The sequence below is a fragment of the Pseudomonas viridiflava genome (assembly GCF_001642795.1).
In the GTDB taxonomy this organism is placed as follows: domain Bacteria; phylum Pseudomonadota; class Gammaproteobacteria; order Pseudomonadales; family Pseudomonadaceae; genus Aquipseudomonas; species Aquipseudomonas viridiflava.
In genome coordinates this window covers 73013-93469 of the sequence record NZ_LKEH01000035.1, presented here as the reverse complement: position 1 = coordinate 93469, position 20457 = coordinate 73013, and the positions used below count along the sequence as shown (strand labels likewise).

The following is a 20457-nucleotide window of genomic DNA, read 5'->3' as shown; positions in this document are numbered from 1 at the left end:
CGGCTCACTGAGTCCACAGTCTGTGCCATTTGTGACGCGGAGCGTCACGGGAGGCATGCCCACGCGGAGCGTGGGCACGATCAGTGTAGGGTCTGCGGAATATGATCGTTCCCACGCTCCAGCGTGGTAACGCCTCTCAGGACGCTCTGCGTCCGCTCTTGAATGCGATGCAGAGCTTCACTGGATGCATGCTCACGCGGAGCGATGGGCGCGATCAGGCAGGCAAGGACTCACTGAACCTTAAAGATCTTCGGCTCGGGAAAGAGGTTGTTCAGGGTTTCCAGCAGGCGGACGTGGTAGATGGGTTTACGGAACAGGTCCAGCACCTGCAGCCGCAGCATGTCGCTCACGTCGTCCATGTCGGCATGGCCGGAGGTGACGATCACCGGCAAGTGCTGACGCGAGGTGTGTTCCCTAAGGTGTTTGATCAACTGCAGACCGCTTTCCTCGGGCATTCGCAGATCGGTGATCACCAACGCGATGTCCGGGTGAAGGGTCAATTGCTGTAAGGCCATCTTTACCGAAGAAGCCGTGAAGCAGCAGAACCCCTCACCTTCAAGCAATTCCGCCAATTCTTCATTGGCGTCTTCTTCATCATCGACCAGAAGCAGCTGTTGGCGGGTAGGCTGGACGGCCATCGTGAATACCTTTAAACATGAGTCGTCGCGAGCAGGATATCCAGATTTCCCCGTGTGAAAAAGAGCACCACGGACAATTACCGTTCAAATCACAGCGCATTCTGGATATTGGTAAACATTGTAGCGATCCTGCTACTGATCTCCGGCACAAACGCAACCAGCGCAACCGCGACCATCGCTGCCAGCAGTGCATACTCGATACCTGACGCCGCCTCCCTGTCCTTGATAAATGAACTGACCCGGGTGTGACACTCAACGTAAAGCGCGGTAAGGAACATCTTATTTCTCCTTGCGCCCTGAATGGCGCGACATGCATGCACATGTGAAACCGTCTGCACCTACAGCATTGTCTCCATTCCCCAAACCCACAATCGTAATAAAGCATTAGTCGAAAAGTGATAGTCGACGTCACACGCGACTTGCTGAAAGATCCCGCCAGCCCATACCGCGCCTGCTCCTTCACGTACCCCGCCAAAGCGCGCAATCCGACAAAAGTACGGGCACTTTGATAGGCCGTCGAATGGCGTTTTGAAGGCGTTGGGCTATCTTCATAGAACGAAATGGATGCGTTCATCCTTGCCCGCTTGCGCAGTTCACGCATGGGTTCGAGGTTGTCGTGCGATGACAAAGGGAAAGTTGCCATGAGCAGTCGTATCACCATGGTGCTCGCCGTGCTGTTTTTGCTGGGCGCGATCATCGCCGGGTATCTGGGAATCATCGTCAGTCGCCAGCCTGAAGCCGAACAGCCCGTCGCTGCTCCGCAGGCGCCTGCAGAGCCTGTTGCAGTGCCAGCCGCTCCGGTCACCGCTCCGATGGAAGACACCTTGCGCCAGAACGTCGTTGTGCTGGCGCGGGATGTTCCGGCCTACACGCCGATCACGGCGGATGACCTGACGGTGGAACGCCTCAAGGTCGCGCCGGTCGGGAGTTTCGACTCCATCGAGCCTGTCGTCGGTCGCATGAGCTGGCGCGCGCTGACCGCAGGAGCCTGGCTGAACGAAAGCAGCTTCGACGTCGGTGGCACGCTGGCCCGTATGATTCGCCCGCACGAACGTGCGCTGGCCCTCTCGGTGGATGAAGTCACTGGCGCGGCCGGGCAGTTGAGTCCTGGTGACTACGTGGATGTACTGCTGTTTCTGCCCAGTGACACCGATAACCCTCGCCGCTCCAGTCAGGTGGCGGTCCCCGCGCTGCGGGTCCTGAGTGTGGGCGAGTTGCTCGGACCGGGTCTTGACGGCAAGCCGGTCGATGCCATCAGCGCCAGTGACCGCATCAAACAGGAAGAGCGCCGCGCCACCGCTCGCACTGTGGTGGTGGCCGTACCTCAGGCCTTGCTCGCCCGCCTGATGCTTGCCACCCAGAGCGGTACGTTGCGTCTGGCCGTGCGCAGCGCCTCAGAGGGCAATCTGCAGGATTACTGGGCCAGCGAGAGCGCAACCCACGCAGTGGCCGAGCGTCTGGATACAGCCAATCGTCAGATGGTCAGTTTCAGCCAGTTGAGCCTGAGTCCGGCAGCGAGCTCCGTCCAAACCGGCGCACCTCGTACAAAGCATGAAGTCGAGGTCATACGCGGTAACCAGATCACGCAACAAACTCCCTGATCGAGCAAGGATTGCCATTGATGAGCTGTTGTTCCCTGTCCGCTACAAAACGCAGATTGCTGGCGTTGCTGTTGACTGCCTTATCGGCCCAATCGGCCCAATCGGCTTGGGCAGCGTCTGAAAAGTGCACCGGGCTCGCGGCGCTGCCCGCCGTGGTGGAAGTCAGCCAGGGCGTGCAGCAGAACGTCCAGTCGCCGGTAGCGATCACGCGGATTGCCGTGGGCGATCCGAAAATCGCCGATGTGCATGTGAGCAGCAATGACGGTTTTCTGCTCACCGGCGTTGCTCCCGGCACGACCAGTCTGATGGTCTGGACGGCCTGCTCCAAAGCCCCGCGCCAGAGCATGGTGTTCGTGCGCGGCCGTGCGACCACTTCGATGGTGGATGCACAGCCCCTGCCCTCTGCTGAAGCGCAATTGCCCAGTCAGGTCCAGACCGATATCCGCTTCATCGAAGTGAGCCGTCGCAAACTCAAGGAAGCCAGCACGTCGATCTTCGGCAAAGGCTCGAACAATTTCCTGTTCGGCGCGCCCGGCACCGTGCCCGGCGTGAATGTCACACCGGGCACAGTCAGCGGGACAAGGCCGAGCATTCCGCTGAACAACGACACCTTCAACATCGTCTGGGGCGGTGGCAGCAGCAAGGTGCTGGGCATGATCAATGCCATGGAGAACAGCGGCTTCGCCTATACGCTGGCGCGCCCGAGCCTGGTGGCGCTCAACGGACAAAGCGCGAGCTTTCTGGCCGGCGGCGAGTTTCCCGTGCCGGTGCCCAATGGCGAAGGCAACGGCATTTCCATCGAGTACAAGGAGTTCGGCGTACGTCTGACCCTGACGCCGACCGTGGTGGGCCGCGACCGGATTCTGCTCAAGGTCGCTCCGGAGGTCAGCGAACTGGACTTTTCCGCAGGCATCACCATCGCAGGCACCACGGTTCCGGCCCTGAATATCCGGCGTACCGACACCAGCATCTCGCTGGCCGACGGCGAAAGCTTCGTGATCAGTGGGCTGATCAGCTCCAGCAACGTCTCGTCGGTGGACAAGTTTCCCGGCCTCGGCGACATCCCGATTCTGGGCGCGTTCTTTCGCAGCTCACAGATACAGCGCGATGAGCGCGAACTGCTGATGATCGTCACCCCGCACCTCGTCCAGCCCCTGGCCGCCAACGCGCAGCTGCCGTCGCTGCCTGGCGAAAGCCTGCGCAACTACGACCCCAGCTTTCTGCGCATGTACTTTCTGGAAAACGGCGACTTCGATCGTCAGGGCGGTTTGTCCCAATGAGTCAGAGCCTGAGCCAGACGTTTCTGGCAATCACCCGCAACACCACGGACCTTGAGTGGCTGCAAGGCGCGCTGGGCTCGCTGGGCCAAGTGGTCAGCGCGGGCACCGGAAGCCTGGATGACCTGTTGGCACTGGTGGATGTCACCTTCGCCAGCGTGGTGTTCGTGGGCCTGGACCGGGAACATCTGGTGAACCAGAGCGCGCTGATCGAGGGCGCACTGGAAGCCAAACCGATGCTGGCGATTGTTGCGCTGGGCGACGGCATGGATAACCAGTTGGTGCTCAACGCGATGCGGGCCGGGGCACGGGATTTCGTGGCCTACGGGTCACGCTCCAGTGAAGTGGCGGGGCTGGTCCGGCGCCTGAGCAAACGCCTGCCTGCCGTAGCGCCCAGCCTCAACATGAGCGGGCTGTCGATGCTGTATGGCGCGCAAAGCGATGGCGACGGTGCCTTGATCGCCTCGCATCTGGCCATGACGGTACAGAAAGCCGGACAGCGAACCCTGCTGTTGGACCTGGGTCTGCCGCGCGGTGACAGCCTGGCCATGCTCGGCCTGGAATCCTCGTTCAGCTTTGGCGATGCCCTGCGCCACTTGCGCAGGCTCGATGCGACACTGATCGACAGCGCTTTCACGACCCACCAAAGCGGCTTGCGGATCCTCGCCTACACCGAAGCCGACGACCACCTCGAGCAATCCAGCGCCGCGGAGCTGTACATGCTGCTCAGCGCCCTGCGCCAGCACTTTCAGCACGTGATCGTGAATCTGGTCGGCCAGCCGGACAGTGAGGCGTTGCGCACGCTGGTCAGTCACTGCGACCAGTTGCTCTGGTACACAGACCAGAGCGTGCTGGGCTGTCGACGCAATCTGAACGTGCTCAACCTGTGGCGCGAAAAAGGCATGAAGCTGCAACACGCAGGGCTGCTGGTCGATCGCTACCTGCGGTCGGTGGCGCCCAATTCGGACACCATCGGCAAGACATTCGGCCTGCCGGTACGCGCCGTGCTGCCCTACGCCCCGGAATTGCGCCTCAACGCCAAGAATCAGGGCGTGACGCTGTTCGAGCTGGCCTCGCGGGATTCGCTGTGTTCCGGGCTGCGCAAACTGGGCGAGCATCTGGCAAGCAACTCCGAAGCCCAGGACAAACCCGGACAAGGCTGGCTGGCCCGGCTATGGGGGAACAGGTAATGCCGGAAAAACTGTTTGGCGTCTCTTCGCGCTCGCAAAACAACGCCGATGACGGACAGGGTCTGAAACTGGTGCTGCACCGCTACATCATCGACGGCATCGAAGAAAGCGGCAAAAACCTGCTGGAAGGTTCACGGCCGGTGCTGGCGCAGTTTGTCATCGACAAGGTTGCCGAGTACGTCGCTCGCCTGCGACTGGCCATTTCACGCTACGAAATGGAGCGTCTGGCAGAAGAACTGGTCGACGAACTGACCGGTTTCGGCCCGTTGGAAGTCCTGCTGCGCGACGACTCGATAACAGAAATCCTCGTCAACGGACCGAGCAAGGTCTTTGTCGAGCGTGACGGAGTGCTGCATCACACCGACCTGCGTTTCATCGACTCGCATCACGTCGAGCGCGTCATGCAACGCATTCTTGCGCCGTTGGGGCGCCGACTCGACGAATCGTCCCCCATGGTTGATGCACGACTTCCCGATGGCAGCCGCGTCAACGCGATCATCCCGCCCATTGCCCTGGACGGGCCGTGCCTGTCGATCCGGAAATTCCGTCGCGAGATGTTCAAAAGCGCGGACCTGGTGGCGATGCAGACCATCGATCAGCCGATCTTCGACTTCTTTGCCGAGGCCGTAGGCAAGCGCTGCAACATACTGGTCAGCGGCGGGACCGGCACGGGCAAGACCACTATGCTCAACGTACTCAGCCAGCTGGTCGACATGCACCAGCGTCTTGTGACCATCGAGGACGTGGCCGAACTTCAGCTCAATCACCCACACGTTGTCCGTCTGGAAACCCGACCGCCCAACGCCGAAGGTCACGGTGAAGTCCGCGCCAGCGACCTGATCCGCAACTCGCTGCGGATGCGCCCGGACCGCATCATTCTCGGCGAGATCCGCGGCGTCGAGGTGCTGGACGTACTGACCGCCATGAACACCGGTCACGATGGTTCGATGAGCACGGTACACGCCAACAATGCCCAGGACGCCCTGCTGCGTCTGGAAACGCTGGTCGGTCTGACCGGGCGGCAGATTCCGGAAAAGACCCTCAGGCAGATGATCTGCGCGGCGCTGGACGTGATCATTCAGCTGACGCGCCTGCCCGACGGACGCCGGGCGGTCAGTGAAGTAGTGGAAGTCGTGGGCATCCGCGATGACATCTATGTCACCAACACCCTGTTCCGTCTGGATCGCCGCACCGGGTTCGGGTTCCAGCGCGAAGCAATGCATGCCGCCGGCGAAAAGCTGCGACCCGGATACTGAGGCGAAGGAGGCCCTGACATGAGCGCATCACTGTGGCTGGCAATTATCGCCGCGCTGTTGCTATGCGCTTCGGCCTGGCTGTTCCTGACGGCGTTGAGTCGGGCCGACAGCGAGCGGATCATGGAGCGCCTGATCGCAGGCCAGGTACAGCCAATCGTCGAAAGACCTGGCTGGGCCTATCTGGACCGGGCCTTCCTGCGCGCAGGTCTGGGCCACCCGACCGAGCGTTTTCGGCTACTACTGATGACATGGGCGGCCATGATCCTGATCGGCTATGCCATGTTCGGCTGGTTTGGCGCCGCAATCGGTCTGATCGGCATGCCATTGATGCTGCGGCTGTTCGTTTCGTGGCGCTATCACAAGCGAGTGCGACGCATGGTCGAGCAGTTGCCGCAGTTGCTCGATCACACAGTTCGCAGCCTCAAGTCCGGCAGAACGCTGGCGGACGCCGTTCTGCATGGCATAGAAGCCGCCGACCAGCCGCTGCGCGACGGCATGAGCCGCATCGAACGTAACGTGCAACTGGGCGTCGGCCTGCCGGATGCTGCACGGGACTTCGCCGAACTGTATGAACGTGACGAGTTTCACCTGTTTGCACTGGGCCTGCGCGTCAACCACCGCTACGGCGGCAACGCCAGCGAGCTGATGGAAAACCTGATCAGGTTGATTCGCGAGCGGGAACAGGCCAGTCGTCAATTGCGCGCCATGACCGGCGAGACGCGCATGACCTCTGTTGTACTGGCGCTGCTGCCAGTGGGCATGGCGGGCTACTTTCTGGCGGTGAACCCGACTTATCTCATCCACATGTGGAACGACAGCGGCGGCCGGATCATGCTGATGGCAGCCTTCATTCTGCAGGTAGTGGGCTGTCTGGCGCTGTGGCGCATGTTGCGGAGTATCTGAAAATGGCCATCGCACTGTGCGCAATGATGCTGGTGGCTGCCGCTCTGCTGGTGCTGTCCAGCATCGCCCGCCAGCGTCGCAGTGAACGATTGGTGACTCAGCGTCTGAAGGGCCAAACCGTGCGCGAAAGCCGCATCGGCAGTTGGCTGCGCCTGTTGGGTGACACGCGCCTGGGCCAGCGCACTGTCAGCCTGGACAGCGAAACGCAATTGCTGCTTAACCGGGTCGGCTGGCGGCGGGCCAGCAAGCGCTCGTTGTACGCGGCCTGCCAGATCGGCGTGCCGCTCGGGCTGGTTACCGTGGTCGTACTGGCTCAGATGCTGTTCTTCAAGGAGGTTTCACAGCCGCTGGTGGCGCCCATGTTCGCGCTGTGCATCGGTTACTTGCTGCCTAAAAGGGTTCTGGCCGCCTACGCCAAGGCGCGTCAGAAACAGGTCGTCGTCGAGATATCCACCTTCATCCCGTTGCTGCGCATTCTGTTCGAATCCGGCATGGCGGTGGAGCAGGCGTTGCGAGTACTCAGCAGTGAAGGCAAGGACCTGCTGCCGGTCCTGTCGGAAGAAATCCGCGTCATTCTTACCCGGGTCGACTCCGGTCTGGAGCTGGGTGAAGAGCTGCGCAAGGCCTCGATCCTGATGGATGTGGATGAATTCAGCGACACCTGCGTGATTCTCAACCAGTTGATCCATCAGGGCGGCGGTGCGTTGAAATCGCTGCTGACCCTCAAACAATTGATCGACGACCGCCGCCTGACGCGCCTGCAGGAGTACATCTCCAAGCTGTCGGCGAAGATGTCGGTGGTCATGATGCTGTTTCTGTTTCCCGCGCTGCTGATCGTGCTGGCAGGCCCCAGTTTTGTCGCCCTGAGCCGTGCTCTGGGCGGCTGAGGTTCAGGTTGTTCAAGGAAGAGATGCAATGAAGGCAATCATCACGTTACTCGGATTATTGATGCTGACCGGCTGCGCCAGCGACGGCAGCACCCTCTGGATCCAGTCATCCACTCAGGCTCAGAGCTGCCCCAAACTGACATCGGATCAGGAACTGGCCCTGAATCTGGCCCAGAACATGGCGGACGAAGGCCGCCTGCACGCCAGCCTCGCCCATCTGGAAGAACTGCCGGACAACCTGGGCGAAGTGCGCCTGCGCAAGGCCCGTGTGTTGCGGCTGCTGGGCAGTAACGAAGCGGAGCCGCTGTACCGCAGCCTGCTCGGCACCTGCCGCGCGGCTCAGGGTGAACATGGCCTGGGGCAACTGGCCGCCGCACGTGGCGACAACGTCCAGGCTCAACAGCATTTGCTCAGGGCCAGCAAACTGGAGCCGACCGATGAAAAAATCCGCAATGACCTGGGTGTGGTCTATCTGAATCAGTTGAAGCTTGAACAGGCGCGCTTTCAGTTTCTGACGGCCATGGAACTCAAGCAGTCCGATCCGCTGGCAGCGGTGAATCTGGTCACGCTGCTGATTTATCAGGACAACTGGAAGCAGGCAGCCGAACTGGCATCACGGGCCAACCTGACGCCCGAGCAGATCACCGACGCGACCGCGCGCGCTGAAAAGCTCAAGGTCACGGCCGCTCAGCCTGCGGCCCTGAAGACCCCGATCACCGCCAGGCTTGATCAGCCAGGCCAAGGAGCACGACCATGACCCGTACAACCCGGACGTTCTGCATCATGTGCGCTGCCGCAATCGTTTTTTCATCTGGCGCTAGGGCCATTGATGGCGGCACCTCGTCAAAAAGTCAGCCTGCAGGCCAGAGCCAGACCGAAACCTGGCTGAATGTGCAGGCCAAAGGGTCTGCCGCTTCTGCGATACCTCAGACCAGCACCTCTGCCGAGCGTGACCTCAGCCTGCAACGATGGCTTGACACCTACAAGCATGAGATACCGGCGTATTACGACCAGAAAGCCGGTGGCAGCGTTTCTTCCGGCAAGTAGGATCGACCCTTCGGAGTCCTCCTGAAACTGGCTCTTACACTCCTTGCCGCAGCACGCGACGAAGCACTCCGTTATCATGCGCCAACTTCGAGTTCCGAGATTCTGGACTGCCATGCGCCGCTTGCTATGCCTGATGCTGTTGATCCTGACCTTGCCCGCTTTCGGCGCAAGCCTGCTGGACGATCGTCCCGCCCCGACTCTGGGTGGCGCGGCCCTCGATAACAGCAAGCAATTCCTGCCGGTTCGTCAGGCCTTTCAACTGAGCCTGATTGAAACCACACCGCAATCGATCAAGCTGCGTTTCGTCGCCACCGAAGGCTACTACCTGTATCGCCATCGCTTTCAGTTCCGCACCGAGCCCGCCGACATTGGCCTGGGCGAAGCGCAACTGCCCAAAGGCGAGCAGAAACACGACGAGTACTTCGGCGATGTCGAGGTCTACCACGGCATTCTGGACATCGATCTACCGCGCAAACCCGGCGAAGAGCGACCTTTTACCCTTGCTGTGACCTATCAGGGCTGTGCCGACAAGGGCTTGTGCTATCCGCCCGAGACCGAGCGGCTGGACATTGGTGACGTGAAGGCCAGTCAGTCTGCTTCCACGTCAGCGTCCGTTGCAAAAACACCGTGGAGCTGGAAAGAGCTGGCACTGTTTTTCCTGGCAGGCGTGGGCCTGACCTTTACACCGTGCGTGCTGCCGATGCTGCCGATTCTGTCCGGCGTGGTACTGCGCGGACAGGTCGGTGGTCTGCGTGGTTTGAGCCTGTCACTGGCCTACGTGCTGCCGATGGCGATCTGTTTTGCATTGCTCGGTGCGCTGATGGGCATGTTCGGCGCGGGTCTCAATCTGCAGGCACGCCTGCAATCGGCCTGGGTGCTGGTGCCCTTCTCGGCCTTCTTCGTCATTTTCGCCATTGCCATGTTCGGCCTCTTCGAACTGCGCCTGCCGCAGGGCCTGAGCAATCGGCTTGATCGCATTGCGGGCAAGACCGAAGGCGGCTCGCTGTGGGGCGCTGCGGTGTTGGGCGTAGTTTCCAGCCTGCTGGTATCGCCCTGCGTTTCAGCACCTCTGGCGGGCGCGCTGCTGTATATCAGTGCCAGCGGCGATGCAGTGGGCGGCGCCTTGAAACTCTTCGCATTGGGCCTGGGCATGGGCGCCCCGCTGTTGCTGGTGGCTACCGGTGGCGCGGCCTGGCTGCCGAAAAGCGGACCATGGCTGGTCACGGTAAAAAACGCTATCGGCGTGTTGCTCCTGGCATTGGCCATCGGCTTGCTCAGTCGCGTTCTGCCCGGCCAGATCACCCTGTTGCTGGTCGGTTTGTTGAGTGCTGGCGTAGCGCTGTTCATGGGTACGCTGCAACTGACCGACAAAACGCCTCGCCAAAAGCTCGCCCAACTCATCGGCCTGCTGCTATTGGTCTACGCTCTGGCATGCTGGTACGGCGCATTGACGGGCCAGACCGATCCCACACGTCCGCTGGGCCGCGCGCAGACGACGGCCAGCAGCGGCGCGGTAGCGTTGGCAACCAACCCATGGCAAACCATCACCACCTCCGCAGAACTGGACCGCGTGCTCGACGAAGCGAAGCGCGACGGCAAACCCCTGATGCTGGACTGGTACGCCGACTGGTGTATCAGCTGCAAGGTCATCGAACATGAAGTGCTGCCCGATCCGGGCGTTGTTGCAGGATTGTCGGGCTATCGGCTGGTGAAGTTCGACATGACGGACAGCAACGCCGAGCAACGCGCACTGCTGGATCGCTACAAGCTGTTCGGCCCACCAGCGTTGCTGTTTTTCAGCAAAAGCGGCGAAGAACTGCAAAACGTTCGGGTCGTCGGCGAAATCGACGCTGCGGGGCTGATCGAGCGTCTGAATGGAGCAAATGACCAAATCTAGCGCCTGAGTCACAAACTTTGCGCGAATATCGCTCATCGTGCTGGCTACTGTTGTTAACTGGACAGTCCTTTGCCCTTCCGGCATAGTCGCCGGGCGTAAACGCTCGCAGACAATAAAAGGACTACACAATGGCGACCATTCTGGTTCTTCACGGACCTAACCTGAATCTGCTGGGCACTCGGGAACCGGGTGTCTACGGCACAGTCACCCTGCCCCAGATCAATCAGGACCTGGAACAGCGCGCCCGCGACGCTGGCCACCATCTGATGTACCTGCAAAGCAACGCCGAATACGAGCTGATCGACCGAATTCACGCCGCTCGCGACGAAGGTGTGGACTTTATTTTGATCAATCCGGCCGCTTTTACGCATACAAGTGTGGCAATACGTGACGCGCTGATGGGAGTGAGCATCCCATTCATCGAAGTGCATTTGTCAAACGTGCACAAACGCGAACCTTTCCGCCATCACTCCTACTTTTCAGATGTCGCTGTAGGAGTGATCTGCGGCCTTGGCGCCAGCGGTTACCGACTGGCCCTGGAGGCCGCCCTGGAACAATTGGCCGTTGGTTCCAGGCCATGAATGGTGCAGCCAGACGCTGACCTCATGGCTTGAACCGGCTGCCGAACTGACTTACAGACCCCTTGGGAGTTGATGATTGATGGATATTCGCAAAGTCAAGAAACTGATCGAATTGCTGGAAGAGTCCGGCATCGACGAACTGGAAATTCGTGAAGGCGAAGAGTCCGTACGAATCAGCCGTCACAGCAAGACCCCGGCGCAACCGTATTACGCACCGGCGCCAGCGCCTGTAGCTGCACCGGTTGCCGCACCTGCGCCAGCCGCCCCGGTTGCTGCTGAAGCGCCATCGGCACCTGCGCTGAACGGCCACGTCGTCAAATCGCCAATGGTCGGTACGTTCTACCGCACCCCTGCGCCGACTTCGCCTGCATTCGTTGAAGTGGGCAAGACCGTCAAGGTCGGCGACACCATCTGCATCGTTGAAGCGATGAAAATGATGAACCACATCACTGCCGAGAAAGCCGGTGTGGTCGAATCCATCCTGGTAGAAAACGGTCAGCCGGTTGAATTTGACCAGCCGCTGTTCACAATCGTTTGAACCGGGGAGAGCCTGCGATGTTGGAAAAAGTTCTGATCGCCAACCGCGGCGAAATTGCCTTGCGCATCTTGCGTGCCTGTAAGGAACTGGGCATCAAGACCGTCGCTGTACACTCCACGGCCGATCGCGAGTTGATGCACCTGGGCCTGGCAGACGAAACTGTCTGTATCGGTCCGGCGCCAGCCAACCTGTCCTATCTGCACATCCCTGCAATCATCGCGGCCGCCGAAGTCACCGGCGCCACGGCGATTCACCCGGGCTATGGCTTTCTCGCGGAAAACGCCGACTTTGCCGAGCAGGTCGAGAAATCGGGTTTTGCCTTCATCGGCCCCAAGGCCGACACCATTCGCCTGATGGGCGACAAGGTATCGGCGAAGGACGCCATGAAACGCGCCAACGTGCCTACCGTTCCAGGTTCCGACGGTCCGCTGCCTGAAGACGAAGCCACTGCGCTGCGTATCGGGCGTGAAGTCGGCTACCCGGTGATCATCAAGGCCGCCGGTGGCGGTGGTGGTCGCGGCATGCGCGTGGTTCACAAGGAAGAAGACCTGATCGAAGCTGCTGCCCAGACCCGCGCCGAAGCGGCTGCCTGGTTCAGCAACCCGATGGTCTATCTGGAAAAATACCTGACCAACCCGCGTCACGTGGAAATCCAGGTCATTTCCGACGGCCAGGGCAACGCGATTCACCTCGGTGATCGTGACTGCTCGCTGCAACGCCGCCACCAGAAAGTACTGGAAGAAGCACCGGCTCCGTTCATCGATGAGCAGGCGCGCAAAGACGTCTTCGCTGCCTGCGTCAAGGCATGCGTCGACATCGGCTACCGCGGCGCGGGCACGTTCGAGTTCCTGTACGAGAACGGCCGCTTCTACTTCATCGAAATGAACACGCGTGTTCAGGTGGAGCACCCGGTTTCGGAGATGGTCACCGGTATCGACATCGTCAAGGAGATGCTCAGCATCGCCGCCGGCAACAAGCTCTCGTTTACTCAGGATGACGTAGTCATCAAGGGTCATTCGCTGGAGTGCCGGATCAACGCTGAAGATCCGAAAACCTTCATCCCGAGCCCAGGCCTAGTCAAGCATTTCCATGCGCCGGGCGGTAACGGCGTTCGTGTCGACTCGCACCTGTACAGCGGTTACAAGGTGCCATCGAACTACGACTCGCTGATCGGCAAACTGATCACCTGGGGCGCGACCCGCGAAGAGGCCATGGCACGCATGCGCAACGCCCTGGACGAAATCGTGGTCGACGGGATCAAGACCAACATCCCGCTGCACCGTGATCTGACCCGTGATGAAGGCTTCTGCGAAGGCGGCGTCAACATTCACTACCTGGAGCACAAACTGGCCAATCAATAAGCCAGTGTGTTTCAAAACGACGAAGCCGCAGTGATGCGGCTTTGTTGTTTGCACCGCTTGGAAGTAAACTTGCCCGCTTCTCGCGGCCAAGCCCGCACTTATTTTTGAATCGAAGGTAATCCGCCATGCCTTGGCTGCAAGTCCGTCTCGCCATCAGCCCAGAACAAGCCGAAACCTACGAAGACGCTCTTCTCGAAGTCGGCGCCGTGTCCGTGACCTTCATGGACGCTGAAGACCAGCCGATTTTCGAACCCGAACTCAACACAACGCCGCTGTGGGCACACACCCACCTGCTGGCGCTGTTCGAAGCCGACACGGACGCCGATATGGCGCTGGCGCACCTGCGCCTGCTGACTGACGCCGAATTGCCCGAGCACACCGCCGAAGTCATTGAAGACCAGGACTGGGAACGCAGCTGGATGGACAACTTCCAACCAATGCGCTTTGGCCAGCGCCTGTGGATCGTCCCGAGCTGGCATGCCGCACCCGAGCCTGAGGCGGTGAATCTGCTGCTCGATCCAGGCCTGGCGTTCGGCACCGGCACGCACCCGACCACCGCACTGTGCCTGGAATGGCTCGACAGTCAGGACCTCAAGGGCTGCAACGTGCTGGATTTCGGCTGCGGATCGGGCATTCTGGCCATCGCCGCACTGTTGCTGGGCGCCGAACAGGCGGTCGGCACCGACATTGACGTGCAGGCCCTTGAAGCCTCCCGTGATAACGCCGGGCGCAACAACATCGCCGAACAACGCTTTGCGCTCTACCTGCCGGAAGACCTGCCCCGTGAACCCGCCGATGTACTGGTCGCCAATATTCTGGCCGGCCCGCTGGTGTCACTGGCCCCGCAACTGGCAGAACTGGTCAGGCCGGGCGGGCGTCTCGCGCTGTCCGGCATTCTGGCCGAACAGGGAGAAGACGTGGCTGCAGCCTATGCTGCTACATTCGATCTGGACCCGATCGCGAACCGTGATGGCTGGGTACGCATCACGGGCCGTCGCCGTTAACCGCCGCCTGAACCGGACCGCCGCATGACCGACAGTTTCGTCACCCAGTGCCCCCACTGCCAGACCAGTTTCCGAGTCAGCCACGCGCAACTGAGCGTGGCACGCGGCGTGGTGCGCTGCGGCGCCTGCCTGCAGGTCTTCAACGCCGCCCGACAATTGCTGGAGCAGCGAGCAAGCGACGAGGCCGGGAAACCGATGCAGACCGACGCGCCATTGATCGTCGAACCGCCGATTGCCGAGCCTCTTCAGCTCACTCTGCCCGTTGCGCAGGTGCCCACTGCAGAGCCTGCTGCGCCAGCCCGTATCGAGCCACCCAGAGTTCAGGACGAAGACGAGGATCTGTGGCAGGTCAGCGAAATGGATCTGGACAACCTGAACCTGGACGAAGAACTGGCGCGCCTCGAAAAGCGCGACAACCCGCGGTCAGACAGCTTTGCGCGCCACAACCGTAACGATGACAGCATGCTGACGGCGCAGCGTGACAACCCCAAAGCGGATGAATCCGCATGGGTCGACACGCTGCACAACGATGACGTCAGTCATCTACCTGAACTGCAGGCCGAAGTGGTCGACGAGCCTGCGCATCATGATGATGACGAGCACGGCCACCCGTCCGACAACGACCGCACCGAACCGTCGCTGTCCGCAGGCAACCACCTGGACGATGACGAGCCTATGGCGCCGCCGGTCAGTCTGCGCAAACAGCCTGCAACCGAAAAAGTCGAACGCTGGTCCGCAGTCGACGACGATGACATCGATGATCATGATGACGAATACGTCAACGACGAGCCGGAACCAGATCCGCGCAGCAAACGCACGCGCAATGAACCCGCCGTACGCGACAAGCCCCTGATCGACCTGACGGACGATCCTCTGCAACTGGACTGGCAGCCACCAAAGCCGCGATCGGGCCGTCGCCTTGCGTGGGCACTGCTGATCCTGCTGGCCCTCGTGGGACTTGCCGGGCAATACATCTGGTATCACTTCGATCAGTTGGCGCGCCAGGATCAATACCGTCCATGGTTCCAGCAATTGTGCCCGCAGATTGGCTGCAAGGTGCCGTCGAAAGTCGACATTTCCCTGCTCAAAAGCAGCAACCTGGTGGTGCGCAGTCATCCCGAGTTTCAGGGTGCCCTGATCGTGGATGCAATCATCTACAACCGCGCCTCGTTCTCCCAGCCGTTTCCGCTGCTGGAGCTGCGGTTTGCCGATACCAGCGGTCAACTCATTGCCAGTCGTCGGTTCAAACCGGGCGAATACCTGAGCGGCGAAATGGCGGGCAAGGAAGAGATGCCGCCGCAGACTCCTATCCATATTGCGCTGGATATCCTCGATCCGGGGGCGAAGGCCGTGAATTACAGCCTGAACTTCCGTTCGCCCGAATAGCGATCCTGCAGGGTGAAACCACCCTGCACAGACCTGCTTTATCTGTTGTTTTCCCCGAACAACCCAGCATTTTCGCCAGGCATTCCCTGACAATCGCTCTGGAATCCCGGCCTTGCCGAGATGGAAAAAGTTGTTCAGATTTTATCCAATTCAGCCTTTATCCAGTCATCGAGAGCGGGTATCATGCCCACCCTTTTTCAAACTCTCGGCTCGGTCTGACGGTTGCACAAGCAGCTGGCTGAACGACCCGTTGCAGACCGTGTGAAACGGTTGTTTACACGGCCTGCGGATGATTCGGCCCCACTATAGGTAAGGCTATGTCGGCGGTACGCATCGGCCCATATACATTGCAGAACGGCTTGATCCTCGCCCCGATGGCGGGCGTCACTGACCAGCCTTTCCGTCAGCTGTGCCGTCAACTCGGCGCAGGGCTGGTGGTCTCGGAAATGGTGACCAGCGACATGAGCCTGTGGAACAGCCGCAAATCGCGTCTGCGCATGATCCACGAAGGTGATCCCGAGCCCCGCTCGGTACAGATCGCCGGTGGCGACCCGCAGATGCTGGCGGACGCGGCACGTGCCAATGTCGAGCTGGGCGCCCAGATCATCGACATCAACATGGGCTGCCCGGCCAAGAAGGTATGCAACAAGGCAGCCGGTTCAGCGCTGTTGAAAGACGAACAACTGGTGACCGAGATCCTGCAGGCCGTGGTGGCTGCGGTCGATGTGCCGGTCACGCTGAAGATACGCACCGGCTGGGACCGGGAGAACAAAAACGGGCTTACCGTCGCAAGAATCGCCGAGCAGGCCGGCATTCAGGCCCTCGCGGTTCACGGGCGAACCCGTGCAGACCTTTACACCGGTGAAGCCGAGTACGACACGATTGCCGCCATCAAGCAGGCCGTGTCGATCCCTGTATTTGCAAACGGCGACATCGATTCACCTGAAAAAGCCCGGTATGTACTGCAGGCCACCGGAGCGGACGGGTTATTGATTGGCAGGGCAGCCCAAGGGCGGCCGTGGATTTTTCGCGAGATAGACCACTACCTGCGTACCGGCGAGAAACTCCCGGCGCTGCAGATCGGTGAGGTGGAGCGGATTCTGCTGGAGCATCTGGCAGCGCTTCATGTTTTCTATGGCGACGTGATGGGCGTGCGAATTGCACGCAAACATGTCGGCTGGTATCTCGCAACCTTGCCGGGCGCCAGGGAGTTTCGCGCCCGATTCAATCGATTGGAAGATACGGAAGCACAGTGCGCCAACGTTCGGGAGTTCTTCAGCCAAGGCTGCAAGGGCCCGGATAACCAGAACGATAAAGAGGTGGCCGCATGACGATGATGACCGAGACTTTAGTGAGTGGAACAACACCCGTGAGCGACAACGTCAATCTGAAACAACACCTGAACACGCCGAGCGAAGAGGGTCAGACCCTGCGCGGCAGTGTCGAGAAGGCGTTGCACAATTATTTCGCCCACCTCGAAGGCGCATCCGTCACTGACGTCTACAACCTGGTGTTGTCGGAAGTCGAGGCTCCGCTTCTGGAAAGCGTGATGAACTACGTCAAGGGCAACCAGACCAAGGCCTCCGAGCTGCTGGGCCTCAATCGCGGCACGCTGCGCAAGAAACTCAAACAGTACGATCTGCTTTAAGCATTCAAAACAGAAAAGGCGACCCACCTGACAGCGGTCGCCTTTTTTTGCTGACTTCTTTTGCTTTTGATGGAAATCGAGATGACCGACCAGACTACCCGCCTGCCGATCCGCCGCGCTTTGATCAGCGTATCCGACAAGACCGGAATCCTCGAATTCGCCCGCGAGCTTGAAGCGCTGGGCGTCGAGATTCTGTCCACTGGCGGCACGTTCAAGCTGCTCAGGGACAATGGCGTTGCGGCAGTGGAAGTGGCCGACTACACAGGCTTCGCCGAAATGATGGATGGCCGGGTCAAGACCCTGCACCCCAAGATCCACGGCGGCATCCTGGGTCGTCGCGGCATCGACGATGCAATCATGAACGAGCACGGTATCAATCCGATCGACCTGGTTGCCGTCAATCTCTATCCGTTCGAAGCCACCGTCTCCAAGCCGGGCTGCGACCTGCCGACCGCGATTGAAAACATCGACATCGGTGGCCCGACCATGGTCCGTTCCGCCGCCAAGAACCACAAGGACGTCGCCATCGTCGTCAACGCGAGCGACTACGGCCAGGTGCTGGAAAGCCTCAAGGCCGGCGGCCTGACCTATGCCCAGCGTTTCGACCTGATGCTCAAGGCGTTCGAACACACCGCCGCCTACGACGGCATGATCGCCAACTACCTGGGCAGCGTCGATCAGACGGCACAGACCCTGAGCACCGAAGGCCGCAGCCAGTTCCCCCGCACCTTCAACACCCAGTTCGTCAAGGCACAGGAAATGCGCTACGGCGAGAACCCGCACCAGAGCGCGGCGTTCTACGTTGAAGCCAAACCTGCCGAAGTCGGCATCGCGACCGCCACCCAGCTGCAAGGCAAGGAGCTATCGTTCAACAACGTGGCCGACACCGATGCCGCGCTGGAATGCGTGAAGAGCTTCGTCAAACCTGCCTGTGTGATCGTCAAGCACGCCAACCCGTGCGGCGTCTCGGTCTGCCCGGACGAGGAAGGCGGTATCCGTCAGGCCTACGAGCTGGCCTACGCGACTGACACCGAGTCGGCCTTTGGCGGCATCATTGCGTTCAACCGTGAGCTGGATGCCGAGACGGCCAAAGCCATCGTCGAGCGTCAGTTCGTCGAAGTGATCATTGCCCCGAGCGTCAGCGCCGAAGCGCAGGCCATCGTGGCCAGCAAAGCCAATGTGCGCCTGCTGACCTGCGGCCAGTGGAGCGAGCGCACCCCTGCGTGGGACTACAAGCGCGTCAACGGCGGTCTGCTGGTGCAGAGCCGTGACATCGGCATGATCACGGCCGACGACCTCAAGGTCGTTACCAAGCGCGCTCCGACCGAGCAGGAAATCCACGACCTGATCTTCGCCTGGAAAGTCGCCAAGTATGTGAAGTCCAACGCCATTGTCTACGCCAAGAACCGCCAGACCATCGGCGTCGGCGCAGGCCAGATGAGCCGCGTGAACTCGGCGCGCATCGCCGCCATCAAGGCCGAGCACGCCGGTTTGCAGGTTCAGGGCGCGGTCATGGCTTCTGACGCATTCTTCCCGTTCCGTGACGGCATCGACAATGCGGCCAAGGTCGGTATCACCGCCGTCATCCAGCCGGGTGGTTCGATGCGCGACAATGAAGTCATCGCCGCGGCAGACGAAGCCGGTATTGCGATGGTTTTCACCGGTATGCGCCACTTCCGCCACTAACTCAGGAAACGGCCGCACTGCCGCAGGCGTCTGCTGCGTTGGATGGGGCTCCGCTGATGCTCATTGCCAGGAGGCAACTCCGCTCAGCGAAGCCCCATCCGCCTTGCATACACCTACGTCATTGCGACCTCGTACCGCGGGGTCATCTGACGATGAACTGCCGCGCTACCTCCCAGAATCAGCGTCATCGAGGTTTTTGACATGAATGTTTTGATTATCGGCAGTGGCGGTCGTGAACACGCCCTGGCATGGAAAGTCGCGCAGGATCCACGCGTAGAAAAAGTGTTCGTTGCACCGGGCAACGCAGGCACGGCCATCGAGGCCAAGTGCGAAAACGTGGCGATCGACGTGCTGGCGCTGGAGCAACTGGCTGACTTCGCCGAGAAGAACGTGTCGCTGACCATCGTCGGTCCAGAAGTGCCGCTGGTGGCTGGTGTCGTGGACCTGTTCCGCAGCCGCGGTCTGGATTGCTTCGGTCCAACCGCCGGTGCAGCCCAGCTTGAAGGTTCCAAGGCATTCACCAAGGATTTCCTGGCACGCCACAAGATCCCGACCGCCGATTACCAGAACTTCACCGAAATCGAGCCGGCGCTGGCCTACCTGCGCGAAAAAGGCGCACCGATCGTCATCAAGGCCGACGGCCTGGCGGCCGGCAAGGGCGTCATCGTTGCAATGACCCTGACCGAAGCCGAAGACGCCGTACGCGACATGCTGGCCGGCAATGCCTTTGGCGACGCAGGCTCGCGCGTCGTAATTGAAGAGTTCCTCGATGGCGAGGAAGCCAGCTTCATCGTCATGGTCGACGGCAAGAACGTTCTGCCCATGGCCACCAGTCAGGATCACAAGCGTGTCGGCGATGGCGACAGCGGCCCGAACACCGGCGGCATGGGTGCCTACTCCCCTGCCCCGGTGGTGACCGCCGAGGTTCATCAGCGGGTCATGGACCTGGTTATCTGGCCGACCGTCCGGGGCATGGCAGAGGAAGGCAACGTTTACACGGGCTTCCTCTATGCTGGTCTGATGATCGACAAGGCTGGCAATCCCAAAGTGATCGAATTCAACTGCCGTTTCGGCGACCCGGAAACCCAGCCGGTCATGCTGCGACTGCAATCGAGTCTGGTCCTGCTGGTCGAGGCCGCCCTGGCACAGGCGCTGGACAAGATCGAAGCGCAATGGGATCCACGTCCGAGCCTGGGGATCGTTCTGGCAGCAGGCGGCTACCCTGCCGACTACGCCAAGGGCGATTTCATCAACGGGCTGGATGAAGCCGCTAAACTCAATGGCAAGGTTTTTCACGCGGGCACGGCTCTGCAGGATGGCCGTGTCGTGACCAGCGGTGGTCGTGTACTGTGTGCGACAGCCCTGGGCGACAGCGTGGGCAACGCTCAGCAGAACGCCTATGCCCTGGCGGCAAAAATTGATTGGGAAGGTTGCTTCTATCGCAAGGACATTGGCTACCGGGCCATTGCCCGTGAGCGTGGTGAGAGCCAGGAATAAAAGACCAGGCCAGCCTTTTTCGGAGGCTGGCCGGTGTTCCCGGCGCTGCGCAGTTTTACC

The 20457-nt window shown here is 60.6% G+C and carries 20 protein-coding genes; 18 read left to right on the top strand and 2 right to left on the bottom strand.

All coding sequences use genetic code 11. The features are described from left to right. Positions 1-230: 230 nt before the first annotated feature. Together AO065_RS19910 and AO065_RS19905 are read right to left on the bottom strand one after the other, a co-directional pair. Positions 231-638: a response regulator gene (locus tag AO065_RS19910; RefSeq protein WP_004885724.1), complete on the bottom strand. Its 408-nt coding sequence runs from the start codon at positions 636-638 to the stop codon at positions 231-233. 89 nt (positions 639-727) lie between these two features. After that, positions 728-916: a Flp family type IVb pilin gene (locus AO065_RS19905; RefSeq protein WP_004885726.1), complete on the bottom strand. Its 189-nt coding sequence runs from the start codon at positions 914-916 to the stop codon at positions 728-730. A gap of 363 nt (positions 917-1279) precedes the next feature. Here AO065_RS19905 and cpaB point away from each other — a divergent pair, with 363 nt between their 5' ends. From cpaB to purD, 18 genes are all read left to right on the top strand, one after another. After that, complete coding sequence (gene cpaB, locus AO065_RS19900; protein WP_004885729.1) at positions 1280-2239, top strand: Flp pilus assembly protein CpaB; 960 nt, start codon at positions 1280-1282, stop codon at positions 2237-2239. A 20-nt stretch (positions 2240-2259) separates the two neighbouring features. After that, the gene (locus AO065_RS19895) at positions 2260-3519 is read left to right on the top strand and encodes a type II and III secretion system protein family protein (protein ID WP_004885732.1); all 1260 of its coding nucleotides are present in this window, start codon (positions 2260-2262) and stop codon (positions 3517-3519) included. Further along, positions 3516-4706, top strand: coding sequence for a CpaE/TadZ family protein (locus tag AO065_RS19890; protein WP_004885734.1), 1191 nt, complete (start codon positions 3516-3518; stop codon positions 4704-4706). Before AO065_RS19895 ends, AO065_RS19890 begins: the two co-directional genes overlap by 4 nt. Next, positions 4706-5962 carry a TadA family conjugal transfer-associated ATPase gene (locus AO065_RS19885; RefSeq protein WP_004885736.1) on the top strand — a complete coding sequence of 419 codons (1257 nt, stop codon included), beginning with the start codon at positions 4706-4708 and terminating at the stop codon, positions 5960-5962. The genes AO065_RS19890 and AO065_RS19885 overlap by 1 nt, the downstream gene beginning before the upstream one ends. Before the next feature lie 18 nt (positions 5963-5980). Continuing rightward, on the top strand, positions 5981-6865 hold the full coding sequence (locus AO065_RS19880; protein WP_004885738.1) for a type II secretion system F family protein: 885 nt from the start codon (positions 5981-5983) through the stop codon (positions 6863-6865). Between the two features lie 2 nt (positions 6866-6867). Beyond that, on the top strand, positions 6868-7752 hold the full coding sequence (locus AO065_RS19875) for a type II secretion system F family protein (RefSeq protein WP_004885742.1): 885 nt from the start codon (positions 6868-6870) through the stop codon (positions 7750-7752). Positions 7753-7780: 28 nt separating this feature from the next. Then, positions 7781-8509, top strand: coding sequence for a tetratricopeptide repeat protein (locus tag AO065_RS19870; protein WP_004885745.1), 729 nt, complete (start codon positions 7781-7783; stop codon positions 8507-8509). Next, complete coding sequence (locus tag AO065_RS19865; RefSeq protein ID WP_004885747.1) at positions 8506-8799, top strand: DUF3613 domain-containing protein; 294 nt, start codon at positions 8506-8508, stop codon at positions 8797-8799. The genes AO065_RS19870 and AO065_RS19865 overlap by 4 nt, the downstream gene beginning before the upstream one ends. Positions 8800-8911: 112 nt before the next feature. Then, the gene (locus AO065_RS19860; protein ID WP_004885750.1) at positions 8912-10696 is read left to right on the top strand and encodes a protein-disulfide reductase DsbD; all 1785 of its coding nucleotides are present in this window, start codon (positions 8912-8914) and stop codon (positions 10694-10696) included. A 128-nt stretch (positions 10697-10824) separates the two neighbouring features. Next, positions 10825-11277, top strand: a complete 453-nt coding sequence (gene aroQ, locus AO065_RS19855; protein WP_004885752.1) for a type II 3-dehydroquinate dehydratase — start codon at positions 10825-10827, stop codon at positions 11275-11277. A gap of 79 nt (positions 11278-11356) precedes the next feature. After that, positions 11357-11815, top strand: coding sequence for an acetyl-CoA carboxylase biotin carboxyl carrier protein (gene accB, locus AO065_RS19850; RefSeq protein ID WP_004885755.1), 459 nt, complete (start codon positions 11357-11359; stop codon positions 11813-11815). A 17-nt stretch (positions 11816-11832) separates the two neighbouring features. Continuing rightward, positions 11833-13176 carry an acetyl-CoA carboxylase biotin carboxylase subunit gene (accC, locus tag AO065_RS19845; RefSeq protein ID WP_004885758.1) on the top strand — a complete coding sequence of 448 codons (1344 nt, stop codon included), beginning with the start codon at positions 11833-11835 and terminating at the stop codon, positions 13174-13176. 125 nt (positions 13177-13301) lie between these two features. Further along, positions 13302-14180 (top strand): 50S ribosomal protein L11 methyltransferase, encoded by an 879-nt coding sequence (gene prmA / locus AO065_RS19840; RefSeq protein WP_004885768.1) that lies wholly within the window; start codon positions 13302-13304, stop codon positions 14178-14180. A gap of 24 nt (positions 14181-14204) precedes the next feature. Beyond that, a complete protein-coding gene (locus tag AO065_RS19835) occupies positions 14205-15566 on the top strand; it encodes a DUF3426 domain-containing protein (protein WP_004885770.1) in 1362 nt (453 codons plus the stop codon). A 317-nt stretch (positions 15567-15883) separates the two neighbouring features. After that, positions 15884-16897 carry a tRNA dihydrouridine synthase DusB gene (gene dusB / locus AO065_RS19830; RefSeq protein ID WP_004885772.1) on the top strand — a complete coding sequence of 338 codons (1014 nt, stop codon included), beginning with the start codon at positions 15884-15886 and terminating at the stop codon, positions 16895-16897. Next, positions 16894-17214, top strand: a complete 321-nt coding sequence (gene fis, locus AO065_RS19825) for a DNA-binding transcriptional regulator Fis (RefSeq protein WP_002555375.1) — start codon at positions 16894-16896, stop codon at positions 17212-17214. The genes dusB and fis overlap by 4 nt, the downstream gene beginning before the upstream one ends. An 81-nt stretch (positions 17215-17295) precedes the next feature. Then, positions 17296-18900 carry a bifunctional phosphoribosylaminoimidazolecarboxamide formyltransferase/IMP cyclohydrolase gene (gene purH, locus AO065_RS19820; protein ID WP_004885774.1) on the top strand — a complete coding sequence of 535 codons (1605 nt, stop codon included), beginning with the start codon at positions 17296-17298 and terminating at the stop codon, positions 18898-18900. 201 nt (positions 18901-19101) lie between these two features. Then, entirely contained in the window at positions 19102-20397 is a 1296-nt protein-coding gene (gene purD, locus AO065_RS19815; protein ID WP_004885777.1) for a phosphoribosylamine--glycine ligase, read from the top strand. The last annotated feature ends 60 nt before the right edge of the window (positions 20398-20457 follow it).